Raw genomic sequence first — 25,031 nt, 5'->3', positions numbered from 1 at the left:
TTACCGCACAACGCGGCAGTACGCCTCATGCGGGTTTCGCTTGCCGGGGCGATAAAGTTTGTTCTTGCAATGTTCTCTTTTTCCGGATAGGAATATAGTCATTGGAACGGAGAGTCGCTTCTTCGCCAGGAGAACCCCATGAACGAACTTGCCGACATCAGGCAGGGTGCGCTTGCGCCCGCCAATACGAAAGACGTTGCCGAAGCCATGATGGCGCAGTCGGGCATGAGGATCGAAATCGATCGTCGGCGCGGGCGGGGTGCAGGGCTCAATTTCTCCGGGCGTTTCGAACCGCTGGCGCGCGAGGCATTCGACGACGGCTGGGATTCGATCGAGGATCTTCCGCCCTTCAAGACCGAGGTACAGGTCGAGAAGCCGCGCACGATCATCACCCGCAACGAGTCGCCGGATATTCCCTTCGACCGCTCGGTCAACCCATACCGGGGTTGCGAGCATGGCTGCATCTATTGCTTCGCTCGTCCGTCCCACGCCTATATGGGGCTTTCCGCGGGGCTCGATTTCGAGGCGAAGCTTTTTGCGAAGCCGGATGCGCCGCGGCTGCTCGAGCGGGAACTATCGAAACCGGGCTACAAGCCGCGGGTCATCGCGATCGGCACCAACACCGACCCCTACCAGCCGATCGAGAAGGAGTGGCGCATCATGCGCCAGATCCTCGAAGTCCTGGAAGCGGCCAACCATCCCGTCTCCATTGTCACCAAGTCGGCCATGATCATGCGTGACATCGACATATTGTCGCGCATGGCCAAGCGCGGACTGTCGTGGGTCGGTCTCTCGGTGACGACGCTCGACCGCAAGCTCGCCCGCACGATGGAGCCGCGCGCATCCACGCCGGCCAAGCGCCTCGAGGCCATCAGGTCGTTGTCCGATGCCGGCGTTCCGGTTTCCGTGATGATGGCGCCGGTCATACCCGGCCTCAACGATCACGAGATCGAGCGGGTTCTCGATTCAGGCAAGGCAGCCGGCGCTTCGGAGGCAAGCTACGTGCTTTTGCGCCTGCCGCTCGAGGTGAGCCCGCTGTTTCGCGACTGGCTGCTTCGAAACTATCCCGATCGCTACAGGCACGTCATGTCGCTGGTGCGTTCGATGCGTGGCGGCAAGGACTATGACGCCGAATTCGGCAAGCGGATGAAGGGCGCCGGCCCCTATGCATGGCAGATCGCGCGGCGTTTCGAGATGGCGACGAAGCGGCTGGAACTGACCCGCAGCCGCAGATCGCTTGCGACAGACCTCTTCGTGCCACCATCCGGTAGCGGCGTGCAGCTATCCTTGCTCTGAGATGCGCCGTCCGGAACCGGACGCCGCCTGCGAAGCTGCTTCAAGCGCAGTGCGATATCGAAACGGCCGCGGCGTCTAGCGGCCCATCACCCCGACTGCGGCGCGTGTCGACGCGCAACAGGCATTCGACCTTCCGGCCCCGCCCTCCTGTCCCGGCGGCGCCGGCCTCCCCCGGCGCCGCCCCTTGCCGGGGACTTGCAGGGAATCGGCAGGATGTGCGAGTTTCGCCGCATGTCTCGACGCGCATCCTCCGATTCCCGCCTCCTTTTCGACCTGCCCTCAGGGCCGGACTTCGAGATGGAACTCTCTGCAATGAAATCCGGGCTGTGGCCGGTGGCGGGAACCGACGAGGCCGGCCGCGGACCGCTTGCGGGCCCTGTCGTCGCCGCGGCCGTGATTCTCGATCCCGACAACATTCCAGATGGCCTGCACGATTCGAAGCAACTGACGGCCGAGATCCGGGAGAGCCTGTTTTCTATGATCCTGGCCTCCTCGATTGTCTCAGTCGCTTCCAGTGGTGCGCGCCATATCGACCGCACGGATATCCGCAAGGCTAGCCTCGACGCCATGTGCCGGGCCGTTGCGGGGCTGGAAGTGACACCAAAGCTGGTGCTCGCCGACGGACGCGACGTTCCTCCGGGACTCTCCTGCGACGGGCGGGCCGTGGTGAAGGGGGACGCCCGGTCGCTCTCCATCTCGGCAGCCTCGATCGTCGCCAAGGTCGTGCGCGACCGGATGATGGCGCGCGCGGATGCCACTCACCCCGGATACGGCTTCGCTGTTCACGCCGGCTACGCCACTGCGGTCCATCGCCAGGCGATCACGACACTCGGCGCCTGCTCCATTCACCGTATGAGCTTCCGTCCCTTCAAGACGGACGACGATGACATCCTGCACGCCGCGGCAGAAGGTGAACTGCCGATCGATCTTTGATACGGGGCGCTTCGCACGCAGTCTGCAGACCTAACGGTCGTCTCCTACGCTGCAAAACACGTGCGGCTATCCGTGAATTCGGCTCTGCAGGCTTCTACCCGCTATCCTTCAGCACATCCTGTTCCCGAGACCGCTTCCACCTTTCGGTGCCATGCTGCAGCAGAATTCACCGGCGGGAGCGCGCTGGTCCGGCCGTTGTGCAGCCGAGCGAATGGTTCGTGCGAGTACATCTGCTTGCAGCGACAGAGAAGCCTCGAGTGATCCAGGTGGACATCTACCACCCTCCTCTGCCTGTCGGAGCATGCAGAAGGAGCGTCGTCACCTGAGTGGTGTCGCGCTGCCCCAACCGGCAATCCGGAGAAGCGGGGGATCGGAGGAACGTTCAACAACGAAAAAAGGCCGGATCTCTCCGGCCTTTTGAAATCATGCAATCTGCCTGGTGTCTCAGTTCAGACGAGACTTGACCTCACCGATCGCCTTGTCGAACAGAGCCTTGCCGGTCTCGGCATCGCTCTTGGCGACAATGACGCTTTCGGCAGCCGCAATGGCGAGATCAACCGCTGCGGAGCGAACTGCATTGATCGCGTCCGCTTCGGCCTGCTTGATCTTCTGCTCGGAAAGAGCAGTGCGACGGGTGACGTATTCCTCGGTCTTCTGCTTGGCCTCGGCGGTCAGCATTTCCGCTTCGCGCTCGGCGGCAGCGACAATGCTTGCAGCCTCGGCTTCGGCGTCCTTGCGCTTGCGCTGGTATTCGGCCAGCAGGTGCTGGGCCTCTTCACGCAGGCGCTTGGCTTCCGCCAGCTCGTTGCCGATCTTGTCGGCGCGCGCGTCAAGCGACTTCGCCATCATGCCCGGCACCTTCAGGTAAACGATCAGGGCGAGAAAGAGTACGAGACCGACGAATGCAAAGAAAGTTGCATCAAATGCCATGAGAAGCGCTCCTTACTCTGCCGCGGCCGACTTGACGGCAGACGAGATGTCCGCCTTGGCGACCTTGCCGCCGATGAGGCTTTCGACAACAGCCGCTGCCGTTTCCTCGGCGATCGAGCCAACATCTGCCAGGGCCTTCGACTTGATGTCGGCGATCCGGGTTTCAGCAGCCGCGATCTTCTCGTGGAGCGAGGTTTCGATCTTGGCACGTTCAGCGTCGGCACGAGCCTTGGCGCTGTCGCGCGCATCAGCGGCGATAGCATGACCCTTGGACTTGGCGGCCGAGAGTTCCTGCTCGTATGTCGCGATCGCGGCGTCGGCTTCAGCCTTCAGACGGGACGCTTCGTCGAGATCCTGAGCAATACGGTCGTGGCGGTTCTCCAGAATTCCGCCGATACGCGGAATGACGATCTTCGACATGATCAGGTAGAAGACGCCGAAGGTGATCGCCAGCCAGAGGAGCTGCGAAGCAAATGTGGATTGGTCGAAAGGCGGGAAGACGCCGGTCGCGTGTTCTTCGCCGTGCGGGACACCGGTTTCGGTATGCACCTCGCCCGCAGGAGCGGCGTCGTGCGTTTCCGTCGTCGTCTCAGCCTGAGCGATCTTGATAGGGGTGGACTCGGCCAGAGCCGGGGTCGCAGACATGCTCACCTCCAGGTGCACTCTCAGATGTTACATGGACCACGGCCCGTTGCCGGGCCATGGTCCAGACTTCAGCCGATATTAGACGGCGAAGAGGAGGAGGAGAGCGATGAGCAGCGAGAAGATGCCCAGAGCTTCCGTAACGGCGAAGCCGAATACGAGGCGGCCGAACTGGCCGTCAGCGGCAGACGGATTGCGCAGAGCGCCGGCAAGGTAGTTGCCGAAGATGTTGCCGAGGCCGAGAGCCGTACCGGCCATACCAAAGCAAGCCAGACCTGCACCGATGAACTTTGCTGCTTCCGCTTCCATGATGAACTCCTTCGAATGGGTTGTTGCGGCTTGTAACTGGTGCCTCCGGCACCAACGACTGTATCCTTAGTGGCTGCCGGGGTGGATCGCGTCGTTGAGGTACATGCACGTCAGTACCGCAAAAACGTATGCCTGCAGGAATGCCACGAGGAACTCGAGACCGGTCAGGGCGACCGTCATGATGAGGGGGAGAACTGCACCGCCCACGCCGAGCGCGCCAAGGGCTCCGAGCGAGGCAACGAAGCCTGCGAACACCTTGAGCGTGATGTGACCGGCCAGCATGTTCGCGAAAAGACGAACGGAGAGGCTGATCGGGCGGGAGAGGAACGAAATGATTTCGATCGCAATGACGAGCGGGAGCAGCGCGCCCGGAACGCCATGCGGCACGAAGAGCTTCAGGAAGCCGAAGCCGTGCTTGAAGAAGCCGTAGACCACCACGGTGCCGATGACGAAGAGCGCCAGCGCGAAGGTGACGATGATCTGGCTCGTGACTGTGAAAAAGTAGGGCATCATCCCGAGCAGGTTCGCAGTCAGGATGAACATGAACAGCGAGAAGACCATCGGGAAGAATTTCATGCCGTGGCTGCCGGCGCCTTCGCGCAGCATCTTGGCAATGAACTCGTAGGACATTTCGGAGACGGACTGCATGCGGCCGGGGATCAGCCCGCGCTGCGACGTCGTCATGTAGAGGAAGCCAGCGGCAACGGCCGCGGATGCGACCATGAAGAGCGACGCGTTGGTGAAGGAGAAATCGATTCCACCAACTTCGATGGGAACAATCTTGTTGACCAGGAACTGATGGGTCGGATCGTTTGACACCGCTTATCTCTCTCGTTTGCCCGCCCGCGGACGGAAGACATTCTTCATCGGACTGCGCTTACGCGCCATCCTCGCTCTTACCATTTCCGTCGCGCCGTCCCGCCATCCTGTCCATCGGATGCGGCGAGGCCACCTTTCCGGCGGACCTCAGCACGTTCAGCACGCCTGCACAAAAACCCAGGAGCAGGAGCACGATCATGCCCCACGGCCCTGTACCCGCAAAACGGTCCAAAAGATAGCCCAGAAGGGCACCGACGATGATTGCGGCGACAAACTCGCTTGAGAGCTTCATGGCGACCGCATAACCCTTCCGGCTGTCGGCTGCTCGCTCTTCGGCGGCGTCGGCTAACTTGTCGTCGGTACGCCTCTTCGCCAGCTCGGCATCGAGGCGCTTCATTCTCTCTTCCAGACTTTCCTTGCGGTCCTCCGCCATGGCGTCCTCCCTGTCCTTGCGTCCGTGGCTCCCGCCCTAATGCGGACACAATAACGGCTAGGGTCAAGCCACCTTACGGCCCGTTTTGAAGTCGGGCGCAACATAGTTTTAGGTGGTTGCATAGTCAAGGCATAGCGAAGCTTTGACAAAGCTGGATTTTATCTCAAGATATCAATGAGTTGCTGAGTTTTCCACGTGGATGCGCGGATTGTCGCGGATGCGAGCGCCCGGGCGGGAGCAGACTCGCGTGATCGATTCCGCCCCGCAACAGCAACGTTTGACCAAATGATCAGATCCAGCCGCCGCCATAGGTGCGGTAGAACACATGCTTTCCGATCTTGGCGACACGCTCCATTGTCCTGCCCCACGGCGGCCGCACATAGGTCGCGTGATAGTGCGTGGCGGAGCCCACTTCCGGAAGCCAGATCTTGCCTGCGGTGACAGCCATCGCCACTTCCTTGGCGGTTTTCCAATGCCAGGGCGCCAGAACAAGATCGGGAATGCGATCGCACGCGAAGGAAAACTGGCAGCGGTTATACCAATCCTGGTTCTGATAGACGACGCCGCAGATCGTGTCCGGATAGGTCGGATTTCTCACCCGGTTGAGAATGACCTGGGCGACGGCGGCCTGGCCCTTGAGTGATTCCCCACGGGCTTCGAAATAGATTCCAGCGGTCAGGCATTTCTGTTCCGCTGCGGTAAACACGCCGGCCGGCAATGCGGTCGCTGCCCAAGCGTGATCCTCAGGGGAAATCTGCGGCACAAAGCGGCCTTCGTCCGTGTTCGGCTTGAGGATCGAATCGAAGGGCGATTCGCGGGCATAGTCAGGTTCCGTTCGCGCGTAGGCCGTAGCCAGTATGTCCGCCTTGTCGCTGGTGACGAGGCTCGCGAGCATTGCAGGAACACTTTGGTCGCGTGCAATCGGCTTCTTCTTGTAGAAGGCGGTGGCGATCGCGATTTCCTTGCCCTTGATCTTGGGGTCGGTGAAGGTCATCCGCTCCTTGCCGTCGAAGGTGGGGGTCAACAGGGAGCTGGTACGCTCCAGCACCGAGCCGGCCGAAAAGTCCTTGGGCGGCATGACGGGCGTAACGGCGACGATACGCCCCTTCTTCTTTCCGCGTGTCACCCGGTCTTCGTCCGGCACGCCACCCTTGCCCTTCTGCTCGTTTCTCAACGCCGCCTCGGCGCCGCCCGGAAGGCTTATGCCCGCGCCGTCATCGAGCGCGCCGGTGGTGATCGGATCGTTGAAGGCGATTTCGACCTCGTGGATCGACCCTGCGGGTGATGGCGTCATCACCATTTCCTGATTGCCGCCGCGCCGGTTGATACCGGCAAGGAAGGCCGCCAGGTCCGAGTGGGCCAAATCCGTCGGGAATGCTGCAAAGAGGCCAAGGCCGAGGGCCAGGGGTGCCTTCCAGTTGAGCGGCGGAAGCCAGAATCCCGCTATACGAACGCCACGCTTACGCAAACCACCATACTCCGACGCGAGCTACGCTTGCACAGGGTCAGCGGCCGGCGAATGCCGGCGCGTGCGCCTGCCAGACTTGACTTTTAAGGGAGCCGGACCGGCATGCGCACGGATCAAGTTCGGCCCTTCGTAGAGGAGCGCAATGGCCTGCATGACGGGCATGTGCCGACAGCAGCATTCCGCGTCCTCATTGCATTAACCATAAGAGCGTCATGGTTAATGCGCGTTTAATGGCGGAAGGTGAAAACGTGGGCGAGACTGGAAATGCGGGGAAGCGGTGGATGCCGGCCCTCCCCGCTCCCTGTCAGATGATGACGTGGGATCCGAGTTCCACCACGCGGTTGGTCGGCAGACGGAAGTAGTCCGATGGGTCGGTCGCCGCATTGGCCAGCGAAATATAGAGACGATCCTGCCAGCGGGGCATGCCAGACTGCGCATCAGGCACCAGCTTGCGTCGGCCAAGATAGAACGAGGTCGACATGATGTCGAACTTCACTCCGCACTTGCGGAAAAGGGCCAGCGATTGCGAGACGTTCTGCGTTTCCATGAAACCGAAGTGCAGCTCAATGCACGAGAAGCGATCAGAAATCTTGCGGGTCACGCAGCGCTCGGCCGGCGACACCTTCGGCGTGTTGGACGTGCGGACCGTGAGAATGAAATTCTGCTCATGCAGCACGTGATTGTGCTTGATGTTGTGCATCAGCGCCGCGGGTGCAAAATCCGGATCGCTTGTCAGGAAGATGGCCGTGCCATTGACCGTGACCGGTGCATGCTCGCTCTTTCTCTCGATCGACTTGACGAAGGATGCCAGCGGAACCTCGATGCGCCGGGTCTTTTCCCGAAGGATCTTGGTGCCACGCGTCCAGGTCCACATGACCACCATGGCAGCGCCGGCTATGATGACCGGCACATAACCGCCGTCATGGATCTTCAGAAGGTTTGCCGCAAGGAAAGTGAATTCCAGTGCCAGCAGCGGCAGAAGCACGGAGAGCGCCCAGAGCACGCTCCAGCGCCAGCGCACACGCAGGAATTCGAACGCCATGACCGTGGTGACGACCATGGCCCCCGTGACGGAGATGCCGTAGGCGGTCGCCAGCCCTTCCGAACTTCCGAACATGAAGACAAGCACCATCACGCCAAACAGGATCAGCGCGTTGACCATCGGAAGGTAGATCTGCCCGGTCTGCGTCTCAGACGTATGGAAAATCTCCATTCTCGGCAGGAAGCCGAGGTGGATTGCCTGGCGTGTCAGCGAGAACGCGCCGGTTATGACCGCCTGGCTCGCGATGATGGTCGATGCGGTCGCCAGGATAACGGCGGGAAGCAGCGCCCATTTCGGAAACATAAGGAAGAACGGGTCCGACGCGGCTTCCGGGTGCTTCAGCACCAGCGCACCCTGCCCGAGATAGTTCAGGGTCAGAGCGGGAAACACCAGACAGAACCAGGCCCACTGGATGGGGCGGCGGCCGAAATGACCGAGATCGGCATAGAGCGCTTCCGCACCCGTGACCGTCAGGAACACGGCACCCAGCACGACGAGCCCGATGTAGCCCTCGTCAAACATGAACAGGACGGCATGCAGGGGATTGAACGCTGCGAGGATGCTGAGATCGTCCTGCACGTGATAGATGCCAATCCCGCCCATAACGATGAACCAGATCGCGGTGATGGGCCCGAAGAACTTCGAGACTGCCGCAGTCCCCAGCGACTGGACGGCGAAGAGGACCACCAGGATCAGGACCGATATGGGTACGACGTAGTCGCTGAGTTCTGGCGTTACGAGCTTCAGACCTTCGACAGCGGAGAGCACGGACAAGGCTGGCGTGATCATCGCATCGCCGAGAAAAAGCGCCGCGCCGGCAATGCCCATGACGAACAGCAGGGAGGCGTGCCGACTGCCGGTCTTCATCAGCAGTGCAAGAAGCGATAGCGTGCCGCCCTCGCCCTGGTTGTCGGCGCGAAGAAGAAAAAGCACGTACTTCAGTGTGACGATGACGGTCAGCGTCCAGATCATCAGCGAAATGAGGCCGATAACCTCTTCGTGGGTGACGCCACCCTCGGCGACAGGCCGCAGGGCCTCGCGAAATGCGTAGAGCGGACTCGTGCCGATATCGCCATAGACGACGCCAACCGAACCCAGAGACAGCATGAACAGGGTACGAAGACGCGAATGGCCCGACGCGGTATGTCCGGGGTTTGTGTGCATTGGTATAAACAGGCTCTCAGAGCCAGCCTTTCCAGCGGAAAAAGAAGAAGGGGATGACAGCCGACACGACCATCGCGACGAGCGAAACCGGATAGGCGTAGGTCGAGTGCAGCTCGGGCATGTGGTCAAAGTTCATGCCGTAGATCGATGCGATCAGCGTGGGCGGCAAGAGCACCACGGATGCGATCGAGAATATCTTGATGATAGCGTTCTGCTCCAGATTGATGAGCCCCAGGGACGCATCAAGAAGGAAGGTGGTATTGCCGCCGATGAACGAAGCGTGTTCGGAGAGGGACTGCAGATCCCGCGAGACCGACCTGCAGAGCTCGCGACTCTCCTTGTCCTGCTGGAGGGCCGGAACGGTACGAAGATAGCCCACCAACCGAAGGAGGGTCATGAGGCTGTTCTGCGTCAGCGCCACCAGCCGCTGGTGTCCGGCGACCGCCATCAGGCGGTCTTCAAGATAGCGTTGCGGGCGGCGCGTGACCTGCTGCTTGTCGCCGAAGACCTGCCGGGAGAGAGCATCCCCCTCCGTTGCCGAGCGCTCGAGGATCTCTGCCGTCCGGTCGACGATGGTCTCAAGAAGCCGCGTGATCATGACCGGCCCGGATACACAGCCTCCCGGGATCCTGTGCATTGCCGCCTTGAAAAGACCGAAGGACTTGGGTTCCGCATAGCGGATCGTCACAAGGTGATCGCCGACGAGGATGAAGGCGACGTCGGTGAGCTCGGGCAATTCACTGTCGGCCTTCCAGACGAGCGACGCCGTCATGTAGACCGCGCCGTTTTCCGTAAAGAGACGGCTCGAGGGCTCGATGTCCTTCAGGTCCTCACGGGTCGGCACGTCGATCGAAAGCAGGCGCTCGACAAAATCCTCCTCCTCGCGAGTTGGACTGAGCAAATCAATCCATACCGCGCCATCGAGGCTTGGAGGCGCCTCTTCCACGGATGGAAGGGACAAGGTACGCGCCTCTCCGTTCGAGCGGAAGACCGTGATCACGGACGGATGGTGCTCCAGAGAACCATCACCTAAACTCCTGCTTTATCTTTCCACGCACAGAGGCACGGTCAACCGGGATATTGCGCAGTGCAACATTAAAATCAAGTGCCACCTTTCCGCCGCACTTGTTAACGCACCGGAGCGTCGGCACTCACTCGAAGATGATCTGGGGCGCTTCGCGGCTGACGGAGCGCCTCGTTTCCTCCAGCTGCTGCCATACCCGCCGACCGATTTCGCGGTAGGTCTGAGCGGCGGCGCCATCGGGATTGGAAACCACGACCGGCGTTCCGAGATCGGATGTTTCGCGGATATCCATGGTCAGCGGGACCTCGCCGAGGAAAGGCACCCCGATCTTCTCGGCCTCCTTGCGCGCGCCGCCATGACCGAAGATGTCATAGCGGTTGCCAGTATCCGGCGCGATGAAATAGCTCATGTTTTCAATGATGCCGAGAACCGGCACCTCGACCTTGTTGAACATGTTCAGGCCCTTGCGGGCATCTATGAGAGCAAGGTCCTGCGGGGTCGAGACGATAACCGCGCCCGCAAGCGGCACCTGCTGGGCCATGGTCAGCTGGGCATCGCCGGTGCCAGGCGGCATGTCCACGACCAGCACGTCGAGCTCGCCCCATGCGACCTCGCGCAGCATCTGGAGAAGCGCCGACTGGATCATCGGGCCGCGCCAGATCATCGCCACTTCCTCGTCCACGAGGAATCCCATCGACATCACCTTGATGCCGTAATTTTCCATGGGACGGATCAGGCGCCCTTCGATCTGCTGCGGCCGGCCCGAGATTTTCAGGAGGCGCGGCATCGAGGGGCCGTAGATGTCGGCGTCAAGAATGCCGACCCGCAGGCCGTTCGCCTTCAGCGACAGCGCGAGGTTCACCGCAGTGGTCGACTTGCCGACCCCGCCCTTGCCGGAGGCGACAGCGATAATCGCCCCGACGCCAGGAATGCCGGACTTTGCCTTCGGTGGCGCCGCGTGGCCGTGCGCGTGAGGCGGTTGACCTGCCGGCGGAGCGGCGGTCTCGGCGCGGGCCGCGGGAGCCGCGGCACCGGAAGCCGCCCTCTTGTCCGCGGTCAGCGCGACCATTGCGCCCTTTATTCCGGGAATTTCGCGCACGACCTTTTCCGCGGCGGCGCGCATCGGATCGAGCGCCTTGGCGCGCTCGGCTGGAACGGTGATGGAGAAGTAGGCTTTTCCGTCGGAAAGGAAGACGTCCGAAACCAGACCGAGGTCGACGATGTTGCCCTCCATGTCCGGGCCGCGAACCGTCCTCAGTTTCTCCAGTACCTGTTCCTTGGTCACTTCAGGCATGTCTTCCTCGCAAAGAGCATTCAACGTTCGCGCCTGGCCCACAGGGACAAAGAGGCACGTCATGGTGCTGAATTAGAGCAACCGCTGCCGGAATGGAACATGCAGATGCCAGACATGCCGACGAAGACGAAGAACGCCCCCTCGGCCGCTGCCCTCAAGATCAGGTGATCAGGCCCCTGCGAATGGCTTTTACCACCGCCTGGGTACGATTGACCGCCTCGAGCTTGCGGGTCACCTGATTCAAATAGTGATTCACAGTATGTTCGGAAAGACCCAGTATTTCGGCGATCTCCAGGCTGGTCTTTCCTGCAGCCGTCCAACCGAGGCACTGTATCTCCCGCTCCGTCAGCACCACCTGGCCGGTTTTCCACGCCGCACCGATTTCCGCCAGTCGGTTGAAGATGTGGATCGAGATCATCTGCAGAACCAGACGGTCGTCGAAGTCGAGCTCGGGGCTCTCGCCGCACCAGACGACCGCGCCGCGGTTTCCGAAGGCGTCATGGACGGGGAAGAAGTGCCCGGCCATCATGCCGTGCCTTTCGAGCACCGCCTGCAATTCGCCGAACTCCGAAGTCAGGCTCGATTCCCCGACCCATTCGAACATGTCGTAGGAGAATGGCACGGTGGTCTCGCGAAGCCGGCGGATGCTCGCGCTGTGGCGGACCATGCGCAGGGCGTCGTACTTGGCGGATATTTCCTGGGGCCAATTGCTGACGATCGAATGAGCCGAGAGCTTTTCGACCTCAAAACCCGGGAGGGTGAATGCGTTGAAGTACTTGAGGCCGAATTCCTCACACTTACGGCGCATGTAACGCACGATATCGAACTGCGTCTCGAGACGCGCGATCTCGCTCCCCACGTCCAGCACGTCACTGTTGCTCCCGGCGCTCGTTTCGTCAGCCTCCATCATGCGCCAATTCCGTCCGCCACCCAATGTGACACATCACTAAAATAAAACCTTAAGCCAATTTTCAGCACACCACACCCCGTCACGAGAGCAACCCTGCGCGCACGGCCTTGGCGACAGCCTGCACGCGGTTGACGGCATCGAGTTTCCTCGTGGCGCGGTTGAGGTAATGGTTGACGGTATATTCGGACAGTCCAAGAATTTCCGACATTTCCACGCTCGTCTTGCCCGCGGATGCCCAGGACAGACATTCGATCTCGCGGCGCGAAAGCGATGCGCGGGACGCGGCTTCCGCCCTGAGATCAAAAACTTTGCCGAAAGCCAGGTTCGCAATGGCGTTGAGTTCCGTCATCTCACGGCTCGACAGGCTCTCCCGATCGCCGCAGAACGCAAGTGCGCCGCACTGACCGCTGGTGCTGTGGGCCGGAAAATAGGCGCCGCGCTGCATGCCGTGCTGGCCGAAAAGTTCCGTGGCGATCTGCGCCTTTCCATCCCGTCGCCGGCCATTGCTTCGTCCGACCTCGTAACGGAACGGCGCCGTGCTGCGGCGCAACCGGTTCAGGATCGGGCTTCCGTAGATCAGGCCCGCCTGGTCATAGCCGCGAAGCATGCTTGCGGGCCACGTCGTCAGCAACACGCTCGACGCGAACTCCGTGGACGTTTCAGAGGGAATGTTGATGAGCAGGTAGCACTTGAGACCGTAGCTTTCGGTGATCTCGGAAAGCAACCGAGCAATTTCCGCCTCGCAGGCGGCTTCCGAAAACCGTTTCACCCACAATGACGGGGAAACATGGATGTACTCCAAGGATCGATCAGCCATTTCAGCCTTACCCCAGCAATTGCATTTGCACACTGCGCCCTTCCGGCGCAACATGCCTCGCGATCTCGCCTGAGGAACCCCTTGTCCCAGTGCTCATGCGTGTCATCTTACCGCCGCCCCCCAGCCGCGGCCGAGCATAATCAAAAGATTCGCCCGTCCGAGGGAAAGCTAGATGACGTGCGTCCCTCGCGTCCAGCGCCATTTTCTAATTTACCGTAAATTCCGCCGTCAAGACAACCCGCGCATCCCATGGGTCCGCTCAGAAATTGATCTGGCGCTGTGGCCCGAGCCGGGCCGACATATCCTCCATGATGCGTCGCGAAGCCCGCTGAACATGGGGCGCCCAGTCCTCCAGCATCTCCATAGATACGCGATAGGCGGGCCCTGTCACGGATATGCCTCCGACCAGCGACCGGTCTCCAGCGTGGATCGGCGATGCGACGCAGCGAATCCCTGGCTCGTGCTCCTCGCGATCGAAGGCGTAACCCGACTTTCGAATTTCAGCGATGTCCGCGGCGAGTGCTGCGGGATCGCACAGGGTGTTCGGCGTGTATCGGCGAAAATCGAGTGTCGCGAGAAGCGTTTTCAGCTCCTCCTCGGCGAGAACGGAAAGCGCCGCCTTGCCGACACCCGTGCAGTAGACCGGTGAGGCGTTGCCGATCTGCGAATTCATCCGTACGGCCTGGTGGCTCTCGACCTTGTCGAGATAGATGATTTCCCGGCCACGCAGCACGCCGAGATGAACGGTCTCCCCCGTATGCCCATGAAGAACCCGCAAATGGGGTTCGGCCACCGTGCGGAACTGGTTTCGCGCCCAGGCGTTGGATGCGAGCTTGAGCATGCGGATGCCCGGTTCGTAGCAGTGATCGGACCGAAGCTCGAGAAGCCCTTCCTCCACGAGGTGCGACAGCTGCCGGTGCAGGGTTCCGCGGGGCTGGCCGGCAAGGGCCAGAATGTCTGTGAAGCGCAGCGGGCGCTCGGCGAGCGCCACCAATTCGAGGACGGAAATTGCCTTTCCGAGCGTACCGGTGCCCCTCGCCTCGTTTTGCGCATCGATTTCGGGGCCAACTTCCATCTCGTGTACTTCCTGCTCGCTTGACACGGCCCGGATTGTAGACGATGAATTCCAAATAATCAAACCGTGTTCCAATTAGTGGAACTTTTGGGCGCTCGGGATGCGGAGGGAGGCCGTAACGTCAATGTCAAATCAAGAGTTCACTGACCTCAAGAACAGGGGGTGCTCATCACGGGCGGCGCCACCGGCATCGGCGCGAACCTCGTGGAAGCCTTCGCCCGCCAGGGAGCACGGGTCGGGTTCATCGACATTGCGGAAGAGGAAGGCCGTGCGCTCGCCGAGCACCTCGCGCCCGAGGTTGCCCACCGGCCCTTTTTCGCCAAGGCGGACATCCGTCATATCGACCAGTTGCGCAGCGCAATATCATCCGCCGCCGAGGCAACGGCAGGCGTATCCGTCCTCGTGAACAATGCGGCGCGCGACGACCGGCACGACCTCGAAACCGTGACCCCGGAATATTGGGACGAGAACCAGGCCGTGAACCTGCGTCATCACTTCTTCGCAGCGCAGGCCGTCCTGCCATACATGCGGGCCGCGGGCGGAGGCTCGATCGTCACCTTCTCGTCGATCGCCTTCATGCTCAACATGGGTGAGCTGCCCGCCTATGCAACGGCGAAAGCCGCGATCATCGGCCTGACGAAATCACTTGCCGGGCGGCTCGGACCGGAAAACATCCGCGTCAACGCCATTCTGCCGGGAATGGTGCTGACCGAGCGCCAAAGGCGGCTGTGGATCGATGAGGCGGCGATCGCCTCGATGCTGGAACAACAGTGCCTGAAGCGCGCACTCGTTCCGGAAGACATGGTCGGGCCGTGCCTGTTCCTTGCATCATCCGCCTCGGCCGGCATGACCGCGCAATCAATCGTCGTAGACGGAGGAGTTCTCTGATGACCACACCAGCCTATGTCGCCGTCGACTGGGGAACATCCAGTTTCCGACTCTGGCTCATGGCTTCCGATGGAACAGTCATTGCCGAGCGGCGGAGCGGCGAAGGCATGACGACGGCGGCCACGGCCGGCTTCGCCAAAGTCCTCGATGCGCATCTCGATGCAGCAGGAGCGCCGTCGGGCCTTCCCGTGATCATCTGCGGTATGGCAGGCGCGCGGCAGGGCTGGACCGAGGCGGGATACATCGACACACCGGCCGCCCTTGCATCAATTCCGGCCGCGGCCGTCAGCGTACCGGGCACATCCGCGGACATCCGCATCCTGCCGGGGCTTGCCCAGCGCGGCGCGTCGCCGGACGTCATGCGAGGCGAGGAAACGCAGCTTCTTGGAGCGCTCGACGGACTGGGTGGCGGCCGGCATCTGGTCTGCATGCCTGGCACGCACAGCAAGTGGGTCCGCGTCGAGGGCGACAGCGTCAGCGGCTTTTCGACCTTCATGACCGGCGAGATCTTCGATGCGCTCTCGAAACACACGATCCTCAGCCACTCCGTAGCCGATGGCGGCGCGGTGGACGGAACGGGCAGTGCATTCCGCGATGCCGTCAGCGCCGTGCGCGCAGATCCGGCGCTTTTCACCAGCAGGCTATTCGCCGTGCGCGCAGGCCAGCTCCTGGACAAGCTTGCGAATGCCGACGCCAAGGCGAGGCTCTCGGGAACACTGATCGGTGTTGAGCTTGCCGGCGCGCTCGGTACAATGCCGGCCGGCACGCCGATCGCACTCGTCGCCTCCGGAAGCCTCGGCGCCCTTTACGAGAGCGCGTTCGAAGTTTTCGGCATCAAGCCCGCAATCATCGATGCCGACCAGGCCGTGCGCATCGGCCTCGCCGCTGCAGCCCGCTCGATCTGGTCCATCTGAAAGGACGAATATGTCACGCATCCCCTTTCCGCCAATGAAGTATCCGCTCATCGCAATCCTGCGGGGCCTGAAGCCATCCGAGACTGAAGCGGTCGTCGGTTCGTTGCTCGGGGCCGGTTTCACGGCGATCGAGATCCCGCTGAATTCCCCGGATCCGTTCCGGTCGATCGAGATCGCCGCCAAGATGGCTCCTGCCTCCGCCCTCATCGGTGCCGGCACGGTGCTGACCACTGCGCAGGTCGAAGAACTCGACAGGGTCGGCGGAAAGCTGATGGTCAGCCCCAATGTCGAACCGGAAGTCATCTCGCTTGCCGCGGCCAAGGGCATGGTGACGATGCCCGGCGTCTTTACGCCGACCGAGGCGCTTGCGGCAGCCAAGGCGGGCGCGACCGGACTGAAGTTCTTCCCGGCGAGTGTTCTGGGTCCCTCCGGCATCCACGCAATCCGGGCGATCCTTCCCCCCGAACTCGAGATCGCGGCCGTCGGCGGCGTGTCGGAGACGAACTTCGCCGACTACGCCAGGATCGGCGTGAAGAGCTTTGGACTCGGCTCCAGCCTCTACAAGCCCGGCATGACGGCCGCCGAAGTGGCGGAGCGCGCAAAGCTGACGATCGAAGCCTATGACAAAGTCTTCGGAGCCGGCCGATGAGCGAGCCCATCCCGTTCGCAGGCAGCATCCTGTGCGACATCACCAGCGAGCTCGGCGAAGGTCCGACCTACGATCCCGCGACCGGCACCGCATGGTGGTTCGACATCAAGGGACGCAAGCTGCACGAACTGCATCTCGATAGCTCGCGCAAGCAGGTGCACGACCTCCCCTTCCTCGGCAGCGTGCTTGCCGTAATCGATCCGGACCGCCAGCTGATCGTCTCCGATCAAGGACTCTTCGTCCGCGAGACGGCGACCGGCCGGCTCACCCTCCTCACCACGCTCGAGGACAAGCCCGGCAACCGCTCCAACGACGGACGGGTGCATCCCTCCGGCGCGCTGTGGGCGAGCACCATGGGCCGCTCGGCCGAGAAGCATGCAGGCGCTATCTACCACGTAGCTGAAGGCAAGGTGACGCAGCTCTTCGCCAACATCACCATTCCGAACAGCATCTGCTTTTCGCCCGATGGGGCCGTCGCCTACTTCACCGATACGGATGTCAACCATCTGATGCGCGTCGACCTCGACCCGAAAACCGGGCTACCGACAGGCGTGCCTGCCGTGCTCAGCGACGAAACAGGGACGCCCGGCGGCATCGATGGCTCGGTCTGCGACGCCGACGGCCTGATCTGGAACGCGCGCTGGGGCGCCAGCGCGGTGGAGGTCTACAAGCCTGACGGCACGAAAATCAGCCGCTATGCCTTGCCGGCATCGCAGACGAGCTGCCCCGCCTTCATCGGCCCGAATGCCGATCGCCTGCTCGTGACATCGGCCTGGCAGGGCCTGGACGACGCAAGCCGAGGGGAGGACCCGCATGCGGGCAAGACCTTCGAACTCGGGATAGCGGTCAAGGGTCGCTTCGAACCGCAGTACAAGCTGTAAGCTTGCCCACGGCGCATGGCGATCCCGGTCCCGGATCGCCATGCGCCGTGCATGATTTCCGGACACTCGCAAAAGTTATTTTCTTTGGAACCAAAGCCTATCGGATGTGTTCTCCAAGCATCAGCCGGTGCGGACGGATGTGCAATAAAGCAAATCGCCGTGCCTTGATGCCCAAGCAAACGAAAGGCAGGTCTAATATGACGAAGAAACTTCTTACTTCCGTTGCCGCTGGTGCTCTTTTCCTTGGCGCAGCGATTGCTCCGGCCGCTTATGCTCAGAGCACGACCACCCCGCAGACCAATCAGACTATGGAAGATCCTGCGGTAGTGCCTGACGCGACGACCACCATGAAGCCGGCCGATGGTACGGCAGACACCGCCGTCAAGCCTGCGGACAGCACCGCAGCCACCACGACCGACCCCGACGTTGACGTGGCCGGCACCAAGGGCGAATACCTGACGACACAGTCGCCTGACCAGGTCAGCGCCAACAGCTTCATCGGCCAGTCGGTCTACAATAGCGCTGACGAAAGCATCGGTGACATCAACGACGTGATCATCGAGAAGAACGGCGGCATCGTCGCAGCGGTCATCGGCGTCGGCGGGTTCCTGGGCATGGGCGAAAAGTGGGTCGCCGTACCCTTCACCTCCATCACGGTGAACCAGAGCCCCGACAACGGCGACGTCAAGCTGACGACGACCGAGACGGCCGAAAGCCTCAAGGCGGCGCCGGAATTCAAGACCATGTCGCAGCAGATGGCCGAGAAGGATGCGGCAACGCCGCTCGACACGTCGACGACATCGTCAACCACGCCGACCACAAACGCTCCGGCAACGGAACCGGCAGAGTAACGAACCGGGACGACACGGAGCAGAGCCGGCGACGCGAAAGCGTCGCCGGCTCGACCCTGTTATCGGGTCTTCAGACAAGCACGTCGTAGGAAGCGCATCGTGTGACTTTCGCCGAACCCGCCGTGATGGTCGGCGCGATGCCGACCTTGGCCTTTTCCAGGTGGCACAGGCGGTAGCGCTCCTTCGGCATGACGCCTCCGGAATAGGCTGGTCCATGGGGAGGTCGGCATGATCCGGGTCTTCAACGTCAGGTGCTTTAACCTGCAGGGTTGGAGAGCGTGTCCTTCGACAGGATCATTCCACACTCCCCAAGGAGGTCTCACCCGTCATCAGTACCAGGCGTCGGCCATGGAACTCTTCCGGCGATCGACATAGTCGCAAAGTGCGTCGTCGACGGCTACATCGAGGGCCGGCGCTTCAAATTCGGCAAGCGTCTTCTTCCACTGCCGGTTCGCGCGCGTTGCCATATCGGTCGAGCCGTCCTCCTCGCTCCATTTCTCGAAGGTCTCGTTGTCGGAGAGCGTCGAGTCCCAGAACGCAGTCTGGTAGTTGCGCATCGTGTGGTCGCAGCCGAGGAAATGACTGCCGGGACCGACCTGCAGGAAGGCGTCCATCGCCAGCGTGTTGTCGTCCACGACCACGCCCGCCAGATAGGAATGCAAGGCCCCGCACAGATCGGCGTCCATGACGAACTTCTCGTAGGACATCGACAGCAGGCCATCGAGGAAGCCGGCCGAGTGCAGGATGAAATTTGCGCCGCAATGGATTGCCGAGAGCATCGACATCAGGCCCTCCTGCATGGCCTGGGCGTCGGGCAGCTTGGCGTTCGAGAAGTTGCCGGCACAGCGCAGCGGCAGATTGAGCCGGCGGGCGAGCTGCCCGACGACCATGGAGCCGATCGCCGGCTCGGGCGTACCGAAGGTCGGGGACCCCGACCGAAGGGACATGGACGACAGGAAGTTGCCGAAGACGACCGGGGCGCCCTTCCGCTCGAGTTGTGTCAGCGCACAGCCGGCGAGCGTCTCGGCATAGGACTGCGCAATGGCGCCGGCGTTGGTGACCGGTCCCATGGCGCCGCCGAGAATGAACGGGACGATGACCGCCGCCTGGTTGGCGCGCGCATAGGCCCTCAGCGACTTCGTCATCGTCCCGTCCCAGACGAGCGGCGAGTTCACGTTGACATTGCCGAGGATCACGCAGTTGCGATCGACGAAATCGGCGCCGAACACGATCCGTGCCATATCGATCGAGTCTTCCGCACGCTCTTCCGCGGTGATGGACCCCATGAAGGGGCGGTCGGAGTATTTGACATGGGCGTAGACCATGTCGAGGTGCCGCTTGTTTACCGGCACGTCGACCGGTTCGCAGATCGTGCCGCCCGAATGGTGCAACCACGGGCTCGACTGGGCAAGCTTGATGAAGTTGCGGAAGTCCTCGATCGTGCCGTAGCGCCGCCCGTTGTCGAGATCCATCACGAAGGGCGAACCGTAGGCGGGGGAAAACACCACATTGCGGCCCCCGATCCTGACGCTGTTTGCGGGATTGCGGGCGTGCTGCGTGAATTCGGCAGGCGCCGTCGCAACCACCTCCTTCAGCATCCCCGGTTCGAAGCGTACGAGCGTGCCCGTCACTGCCGCCCCTGCCCGCTTCCAGTGCGCAAGAGCCTCCGGGTCGTCGCGAAACTCGATGCCGACTTCCGCCAGAATCCTGTCCGCTGCGGCCTCGATGCGAACGAGATTTTCCTCCGAAAGGATATCGTAGGTCGGGATATTGCGCACGATGTAGGGAACTCCGGCCGGCTTGGCGGCGCCTTCCCGGCGTGCAGCCCTCGTGCCCCGGCTCCTCCTGTTCGGAGCGTCTGCAACGGCTGTGTCGGACATGATCGTTCTCCCCATAATCACGGGTAACGCTAGATCGAAATCGGCGACCTGTAACGATGGAAAGATTTTGGGTTTGATATAAGCTGGCCTTATGGAAACCCTTCGCCGCCTGCTGCCATCCGCCACAAGCCTCGTCATTTTCGAGGCTGCCGGGCGCCATCAGAATTTCACGCGCGCAGCCCACGAGCTGGGCATGACACAGGCTGCGGTTTCCTATGCGATCCGCAGCCTCGAGGAACAGCTCGGCGCACCGCTCTTCCACCGCGTCCATAAGGCGGTCAAATTGACGGAGGCAGGCGAGCGTTTCCACACCGATGTGGCGATCGGCCTGTCGCGCATCCAGAAATCGGCCGAACAGATCCGTGCGAAGGGGCGCGAAGCTATCGTGACGCTTGCTGCCTCGACTTCCTTTGCCTCGATGTGGATGCTGCCGCGGCTCGCGCGAATGCGCGAGGACCTGCCCGATATCGACCTCAGGATACAGACGAGCGTGCGCGACCTCGATCTCGACGAAGAACCGATACCGCTCGGCGTGCGTGGCGGCGATCCGGCGCAGTGGCCGCGCTATCACTCGGCCTTGCTCGCCCCGGAGGTGATCAGCGCCGTCGCAAGCCCGGCCTTCATCGAGATCCACGGCATGCCGCAGACGCCGGAGCACCTACTTGACCTGCCGCTGATCCATCTGGAGGAACCCGTTCGCGAGGCCTGCGACTGGCCGGAATGGTTCGCGAGCGCGGGACTGCGCTATCCGGGGCATTCCCGGCGGCTTTCGATCAATGACTACGTGCTGGTGATCCAGGCGGTGCTTGCGGGGGAAGGCATCGCGCTCGGATGGGAGCACCTCATCGAGGGGCAGGTCCGGTCAGGGGCGCTGGTGCGTGTGGGAGGACATGTGCTGAAGACGAGCATGGCGTTCCACGTCGTCTGGCCCCGTTCGCGGGAACTGAGCAGCCAGGCGCGGCGGGTGCGCGACTGGCTGCTGCAAGAGGGCCAGGCGGCAACGAGCCGCCCGGATGCGGACTATCAACCGCGCAGGACGGGCGTCACTTCCTCGTGGAAAAAGCGGAAGTAGGACGATACCTGCGCCAACGCGTTGGTGTTCAGCTTGTACTGGATGCCGAGCCGGCCGTTGTTGTACCAGCGGACGGTGCCTTCCAGCTTGCCGAGTTCCTCCGTTTGGACTTCCACCCGTTGTCCGGAGAGAAGTCTCAGCGGATGTTCGAGGTCAAGGGCCATGCCCTCGGCCGATAGATCGACGACCCGAACGCGGGTCGTCTGCGCCATAACCTTCAACGTACCAAAAATGCGAACCTTCGAGCGCGTGCTCGCGCGGTAGAAGGGCGTCTGTTGCTTGTTTTGCGTCGTCATCTGTTCCCCGAGAATGAAGAGCAACGGGGACAGAATAGCGTACCGAAATTTCGGATCGACTAATACACAAGATGAACTATTGGTAAAGCGTCGCGAAACGCTACAACCATGACGTTACGAAATCAACCCGTCATGGACTGGGGAAAAGCGAAACGTACTTCTCGTTGAGATAGCGCATGGTCGCCACGGCATCGGCCGGCTTTCCGTAGAAATAGCCCTGCCCCATGCCGCAACCGAGAGCCTTGAGCTTCAGCGCCTCGGCGAAATCCTCGATACCCTCGGCGACGACCTCGAGGTCGAGCCCCTCGCACATGGCGACGATCGCCTTGATGATATGCTCGGAGGCCTTGTCGTTCGAAATGCGGGAGACGAAGGCGCGGTCGATCTTGACCTTGTCGAAGGAGAAGTCTCGAAGCCGGCCGAGGCTCGACTGGCCGGTGCCGAAGTCATCCAGCGAAATGCGCACGCCCGCGGCCCTGAGCTCGGTAACGATCTTCTGCGCCGTGTCCGCATCCGTCATCACAGCCGTTTCCGTGATCTCCAACTCCAGCCGCCGCGGGTCCAGCCCGACGCGATTGAGAATGGCGAGTGTATTGAAGCTCGTTTTCGGATCCATCAGCTGCGCCGAGGAGAGGTTGAAGGAGAGGAACAGTTCCTTCGGCCAGGAGAGTGCTGCTTCCGCCGCCCTTCTCAACAGGGTGTCAGAGAGGGCATCGATGAAGCCTCGCTCCTCGGCCAGCGGAACGAAGGTCGCCGGCGACACGTAGCCGAGATCAGCATCGCACCAGCGCGCGAGCGCCTCGAAACCTACGACCGTGTCGTTGCGGAGGCTGACGATGGGCTGGAAATGCACATCGACCTCGTTGGCGATGATGGCGTTGCGCAGTGCCTGCTCAAGGTGCGTCGCGCGCTTCATCTCCTGCGCTATTTCCTGGGAATAGACCGTGATCTGTCCACGGCCGCGGCGCTTCGAGCGGTAGAGCGCGGTGTCGGCGCTCTTCAGGATGTCGGCGAACTCCTCGCCCGCGAAGGGATAGATCGCAAAGCCGAAGGATGCCGAAAGACGGACGTTGCGGTCGCCGAGATCGAAGGGCGCCGACAGCACCTCTTTCAGCATCTGTCCGATCTTCTCGGCGCCCTTGCGCTCGAAGACCAGGGGCAGGACGAAGGCGAATTCGTCACCGCCGTGGCGGGTTACCGTGGCTCCGTCGGGAATGCAGGCTTTCAGGCGGTGTGCGACCTGGCACAGGATCTCGTCCCCGGCCTGCGGACCGAAGAGATCATTGATGGGCTTGAAGCCGTCGAGATTTGCGATACCGACGGTGAAAGGGGCAGGATCCTCGGCGCGCTCCGCGGCAATCTGCCGGACCTTGTCACGCAGCCGATACGTGTTTCCGAGGCCGGTCAGCGGGTCGGTATAGGCCATCGCGTGCAGGTCGTGCTGGGAGACTTCCAGCGTCGGATGCTCTGCAGACTTCATCAATGAATTCCTGACCTTGAACCTAACTTCCGGCAATGGCCCAACAGTGATGCATGACTGTTAACAAATGCATATCAGTGCACCGTAACCTTTGCCCTAGAATCATCCCCAATAGTAGGGAGTTGACAGCCATCGGACGTGTCAGGCGACAGATTTCCTTGACTTTTCGAGAACGTGACGGCGGTAGATGGTCTCTACCATGTCGGGGCTGACCGGCTTGGTGATGTAGTCATCCATGCCGGCATCCATGCAATTCTGCATATCGACATTGAGCGCCTGGGCCGTGACCGCGACGATCGGCGTATAGGTGCCGAGCACCTTCTCGGCCTCGCGGATATCGCGCGCGGCATCCAGCCCGTCCTTCACCGGCATCGAGATGTCCATCAGGACAAGCCTCGGCTGGTGCTTGCGCCACAGAGCGACGGCTTCCTCGCCATTTTCGGCGATCCGGTGCGAGATCCCCATGCCTTCGAGGATCTGCGAGAAGACGAACTGGTTGATCTGGTTGTCCTCGGCAACGAGGACTTCGACGTCGCCCACCGCCCCGGGCGTCAATGCGTCCACGTCGGTCGCGATGTACCAATCGTCCGAGAAGCCCATCGGCGTCACGATATCCCCCATCGGCGGTTCGCTGCCTGACAGGAGCTCATGCTCTTCGGCGAGCGCGCGGAGGAAATCCTGGCCGATGCCCTCGGGTGCGACGAGGCGCACCGGCACGCCATAGGCATTCTGAAGCACGCCGTCCTGGCCGATGAGGTTGTCGTCCACCAGCACGAGGTCCACTTTCACGCCTCGCGCCGCCGCCATGGAGAGGAACGCATCGTGCTCGACGATGCTGCGCACGGCGCAGCAATCGGCGCCGCAGGACTGCAATTCTCCTAGGAGGAATGCCTCCACCCTCGGGTTCGACGTGGCGACCAGCACACGCTTGTTTGCGAAGTTGGCGACGCCGTCGATCGATATCTGTTCGCGCAGCATGCGCTTCTCGGCGTCCCTGACGGGGTCGAAGCAGTTCTGCGCCTCGACGAAACCTTCCGGCGAACGCACCACGACCTCTCCATCAACGATCACGGCGTCGGGTACCGCGAGCTCGCTCACATCCTGCATGACGGTGACGATGAAATAGTGGCCCGGCGTACCGATCCGGTGCTTGCGGGTAATGGTGTAGAGGTCGGATCCGTCGACGCGGACGATGTGTTCCCGGACAGAAATGGGCGCGCCGCTGTCGAGTACCGAGCGGTCGTCGCGTTCGATGCGCTCCGCGTTCTCCGCGTCCGTCAGGTCCCAGATGCTTCGGCCGAGAATGCTGTCGGAGTCCGTACCGTAGATATCCGAATAGGCCTTGTTGGCTGCCACATAGGCGAGGTTTCTGTCCTTGATGACGAGCGGGTTCGGCAGGGTGTGGAGAATTTCCTCCGTCAGCGCGATCCGGTCGAGATCGGACCGCCACTGCTCCTCCTGCTTCTTCTGCTCGGAGACGTCGGTCAGCGTGGATATGTTGTAACCATTGGGCAACCGGCGCTTGCGGAAATGGATCCAGCGGTCGCGGCCAAGCCTTTCGATCGCCTCGTGATGCTCGCGCCAGTGGGCGGAGATCCGGGTCGAGACCCACTCCTCGCGATTGATCATCTTGTGGCGCATCTCGGGCGGGATGCCATAGCGGAGCCCGGCGTCGAAGATCGATCCCAGAATATCGCGGAGGCGCGCACCGGGCTTCAGCAGATCAGCCTTGATCGGGAAATAGCGCGAAACCTGGCGGCTGGCGAAGACCAGGCAATCGTTGTTGTCATAGACGAGCACGGCCGCGCCGAGAACATCGCACGCCGTCTCGAATATTCCAGAGCGGATGTTCGCGTCGGGCGACGCTACATCATTCATGTCTGCAGTCCCCGTAGGGCCAGGCCGCAACGTCGCTAAACCGTTGTGCCGGGCATCGTTGTCCAAAATCTATACCAGCAATCGTC

General features: G+C 61.9%; 24 protein-coding genes and 1 pseudogene. 8 read left to right on the top strand and 17 right to left on the bottom strand.

What is annotated here, in order from left to right; genetic code table 11:
- Positions 1-138: 138 nt before the first annotated feature.
- Positions 139-1,296, top strand: coding sequence for a PA0069 family radical SAM protein (locus tag F3Y30_RS08025; protein ID WP_203425936.1), 1,158 nt, complete (start codon positions 139-141; stop codon positions 1,294-1,296).
- Positions 1,297-1,509: 213 nt separating this feature from the next.
- Entirely contained in the window at positions 1,510-2,229 is a 720-nt protein-coding gene (locus F3Y30_RS08020; RefSeq protein WP_203425935.1) for a ribonuclease HII, read from the top strand.
- Positions 2,230-2,673: 444 nt separating this feature from the next.
- On the opposite strand, the gene F3Y30_RS08015 is transcribed toward F3Y30_RS08020, so the two are convergent.
- From F3Y30_RS08015 to F3Y30_RS07960, 12 genes are all read right to left on the bottom strand, one after another.
- Positions 2,674-3,159, bottom strand: coding sequence for a F0F1 ATP synthase subunit B (locus F3Y30_RS08015; RefSeq protein WP_203425934.1), 486 nt, complete (start codon positions 3,157-3,159; stop codon positions 2,674-2,676).
- Positions 3,160-3,171: 12 nt separating this feature from the next.
- Complete coding sequence (locus F3Y30_RS08010; RefSeq protein ID WP_203425933.1) at positions 3,172-3,804, bottom strand: F0F1 ATP synthase subunit B; 633 nt, start codon at positions 3,802-3,804, stop codon at positions 3,172-3,174.
- 78 nt (positions 3,805-3,882) lie between these two features.
- A complete protein-coding gene (locus tag F3Y30_RS08005) occupies positions 3,883-4,110 on the bottom strand; it encodes a F0F1 ATP synthase subunit C (protein WP_112598859.1) in 228 nt (75 codons plus the stop codon).
- Positions 4,111-4,176: 66 nt separating this feature from the next.
- Positions 4,177-4,929, bottom strand: a complete 753-nt coding sequence (locus tag F3Y30_RS08000) for a F0F1 ATP synthase subunit A (RefSeq protein ID WP_203425932.1) — start codon at positions 4,927-4,929, stop codon at positions 4,177-4,179.
- A gap of 58 nt (positions 4,930-4,987) precedes the next feature.
- Positions 4,988-5,362, bottom strand: coding sequence for an AtpZ/AtpI family protein (locus F3Y30_RS07995; RefSeq protein WP_203425931.1), 375 nt, complete (start codon positions 5,360-5,362; stop codon positions 4,988-4,990).
- Positions 5,363-5,651: 289 nt separating this feature from the next.
- Complete coding sequence (locus F3Y30_RS07990) at positions 5,652-6,830, bottom strand: cell wall hydrolase (RefSeq protein WP_246752907.1); 1,179 nt, start codon at positions 6,828-6,830, stop codon at positions 5,652-5,654.
- 304 nt (positions 6,831-7,134) lie between these two features.
- Positions 7,135-8,979, bottom strand: coding sequence for a potassium transporter Kup (locus tag F3Y30_RS07985; protein ID WP_246752906.1), 1,845 nt, complete (start codon positions 8,977-8,979; stop codon positions 7,135-7,137).
- A 73-nt stretch (positions 8,980-9,052) separates the two neighbouring features.
- Entirely contained in the window at positions 9,053-10,036 is a 984-nt protein-coding gene (locus F3Y30_RS07980) for a magnesium transporter CorA family protein (protein ID WP_203425929.1), read from the bottom strand.
- Positions 10,037-10,187: 151 nt separating this feature from the next.
- Positions 10,188-11,354 carry an Mrp/NBP35 family ATP-binding protein gene (locus tag F3Y30_RS07975; protein ID WP_203425928.1) on the bottom strand — a complete coding sequence of 389 codons (1,167 nt, stop codon included), beginning with the start codon at positions 11,352-11,354 and terminating at the stop codon, positions 10,188-10,190.
- Positions 11,355-11,514: 160 nt separating this feature from the next.
- On the bottom strand, positions 11,515-12,264 hold the full coding sequence (locus tag F3Y30_RS07970; protein WP_246752905.1) for a LuxR family transcriptional regulator: 750 nt from the start codon (positions 12,262-12,264) through the stop codon (positions 11,515-11,517).
- Positions 12,265-12,343: 79 nt separating this feature from the next.
- Positions 12,344-13,081 carry a LuxR family transcriptional regulator gene (locus F3Y30_RS26595; protein ID WP_281435434.1) on the bottom strand — a complete coding sequence of 246 codons (738 nt, stop codon included), beginning with the start codon at positions 13,079-13,081 and terminating at the stop codon, positions 12,344-12,346.
- 259 nt (positions 13,082-13,340) lie between these two features.
- Entirely contained in the window at positions 13,341-14,156 is an 816-nt protein-coding gene (locus tag F3Y30_RS07960; protein WP_203425926.1) for an IclR family transcriptional regulator, read from the bottom strand.
- Between the two features lie 162 nt (positions 14,157-14,318).
- Between F3Y30_RS07960 and F3Y30_RS07955 the strand changes: the two genes are divergently transcribed.
- The 5 genes from F3Y30_RS07955 (at position 14,319) to F3Y30_RS07935 (ending at position 18,339) form a co-directional block, all read left to right on the top strand.
- On the top strand, positions 14,319-15,044 hold the full coding sequence (locus tag F3Y30_RS07955; RefSeq protein WP_203425925.1) for an SDR family oxidoreductase: 726 nt from the start codon (positions 14,319-14,321) through the stop codon (positions 15,042-15,044).
- Positions 15,044-15,958, top strand: coding sequence for a 2-dehydro-3-deoxygalactonokinase (locus tag F3Y30_RS07950; protein WP_203425924.1), 915 nt, complete (start codon positions 15,044-15,046; stop codon positions 15,956-15,958). The genes F3Y30_RS07955 and F3Y30_RS07950 overlap by 1 nt, the downstream gene beginning before the upstream one ends.
- A gap of 10 nt (positions 15,959-15,968) precedes the next feature.
- Positions 15,969-16,607 (top strand): 2-dehydro-3-deoxy-6-phosphogalactonate aldolase, encoded by a 639-nt coding sequence (locus tag F3Y30_RS07945; protein ID WP_203425923.1) that lies wholly within the window; start codon positions 15,969-15,971, stop codon positions 16,605-16,607.
- Positions 16,604-17,488 (top strand): SMP-30/gluconolactonase/LRE family protein, encoded by an 885-nt coding sequence (locus F3Y30_RS07940; RefSeq protein ID WP_203425922.1) that lies wholly within the window; start codon positions 16,604-16,606, stop codon positions 17,486-17,488. Before F3Y30_RS07945 ends, F3Y30_RS07940 begins: the two co-directional genes overlap by 4 nt.
- Before the next feature lie 197 nt (positions 17,489-17,685).
- A complete protein-coding gene (locus tag F3Y30_RS07935; RefSeq protein ID WP_203425921.1) occupies positions 17,686-18,339 on the top strand; it encodes a PRC-barrel domain-containing protein in 654 nt (217 codons plus the stop codon).
- A gap of 97 nt (positions 18,340-18,436) precedes the next feature.
- Here F3Y30_RS07935 and F3Y30_RS07930 read toward each other — a convergent pair.
- Positions 18,437-18,644, bottom strand: a pseudogene (locus tag F3Y30_RS07930) (hypothetical protein); the annotation flags it as partial.
- Positions 18,645-18,668: 24 nt separating this feature from the next.
- Positions 18,669-20,219 carry a trimethylamine methyltransferase family protein gene (locus F3Y30_RS07925; protein ID WP_203425920.1) on the bottom strand — a complete coding sequence of 517 codons (1,551 nt, stop codon included), beginning with the start codon at positions 20,217-20,219 and terminating at the stop codon, positions 18,669-18,671.
- A 91-nt stretch (positions 20,220-20,310) separates the two neighbouring features.
- Between F3Y30_RS07925 and F3Y30_RS07920 the strand changes: the two genes are divergently transcribed.
- Entirely contained in the window at positions 20,311-21,291 is a 981-nt protein-coding gene (locus tag F3Y30_RS07920) for a LysR substrate-binding domain-containing protein (RefSeq protein ID WP_203425919.1), read from the top strand.
- Here the strand turns inward: F3Y30_RS07920 and F3Y30_RS07915 are convergent.
- The 3 genes from F3Y30_RS07915 to F3Y30_RS07905 all read right to left on the bottom strand — a co-directional run bounded on the left by F3Y30_RS07915 (position 21,243) and on the right by F3Y30_RS07905 (position 24,945).
- Complete coding sequence (locus F3Y30_RS07915; RefSeq protein WP_203425918.1) at positions 21,243-21,587, bottom strand: PilZ domain-containing protein; 345 nt, start codon at positions 21,585-21,587, stop codon at positions 21,243-21,245. The genes F3Y30_RS07920 and F3Y30_RS07915 overlap by 49 nt on opposite strands.
- A 130-nt stretch (positions 21,588-21,717) precedes the next feature.
- Positions 21,718-23,067, bottom strand: a complete 1,350-nt coding sequence (locus tag F3Y30_RS07910; protein WP_203425917.1) for an EAL domain-containing protein — start codon at positions 23,065-23,067, stop codon at positions 21,718-21,720.
- A 141-nt stretch (positions 23,068-23,208) separates the two neighbouring features.
- Positions 23,209-24,945, bottom strand: coding sequence for a response regulator (locus F3Y30_RS07905; protein WP_203425916.1), 1,737 nt, complete (start codon positions 24,943-24,945; stop codon positions 23,209-23,211).
- Positions 24,946-25,031: the final 86 nt, after the last annotated feature.

The organism is Sinorhizobium sp. BG8, assembly GCF_016864555.1.
GTDB lineage: Bacteria > Pseudomonadota > Alphaproteobacteria > Rhizobiales > Rhizobiaceae > BG8.
This window is presented reverse-complemented; position numbering and strand designations above follow the sequence as displayed.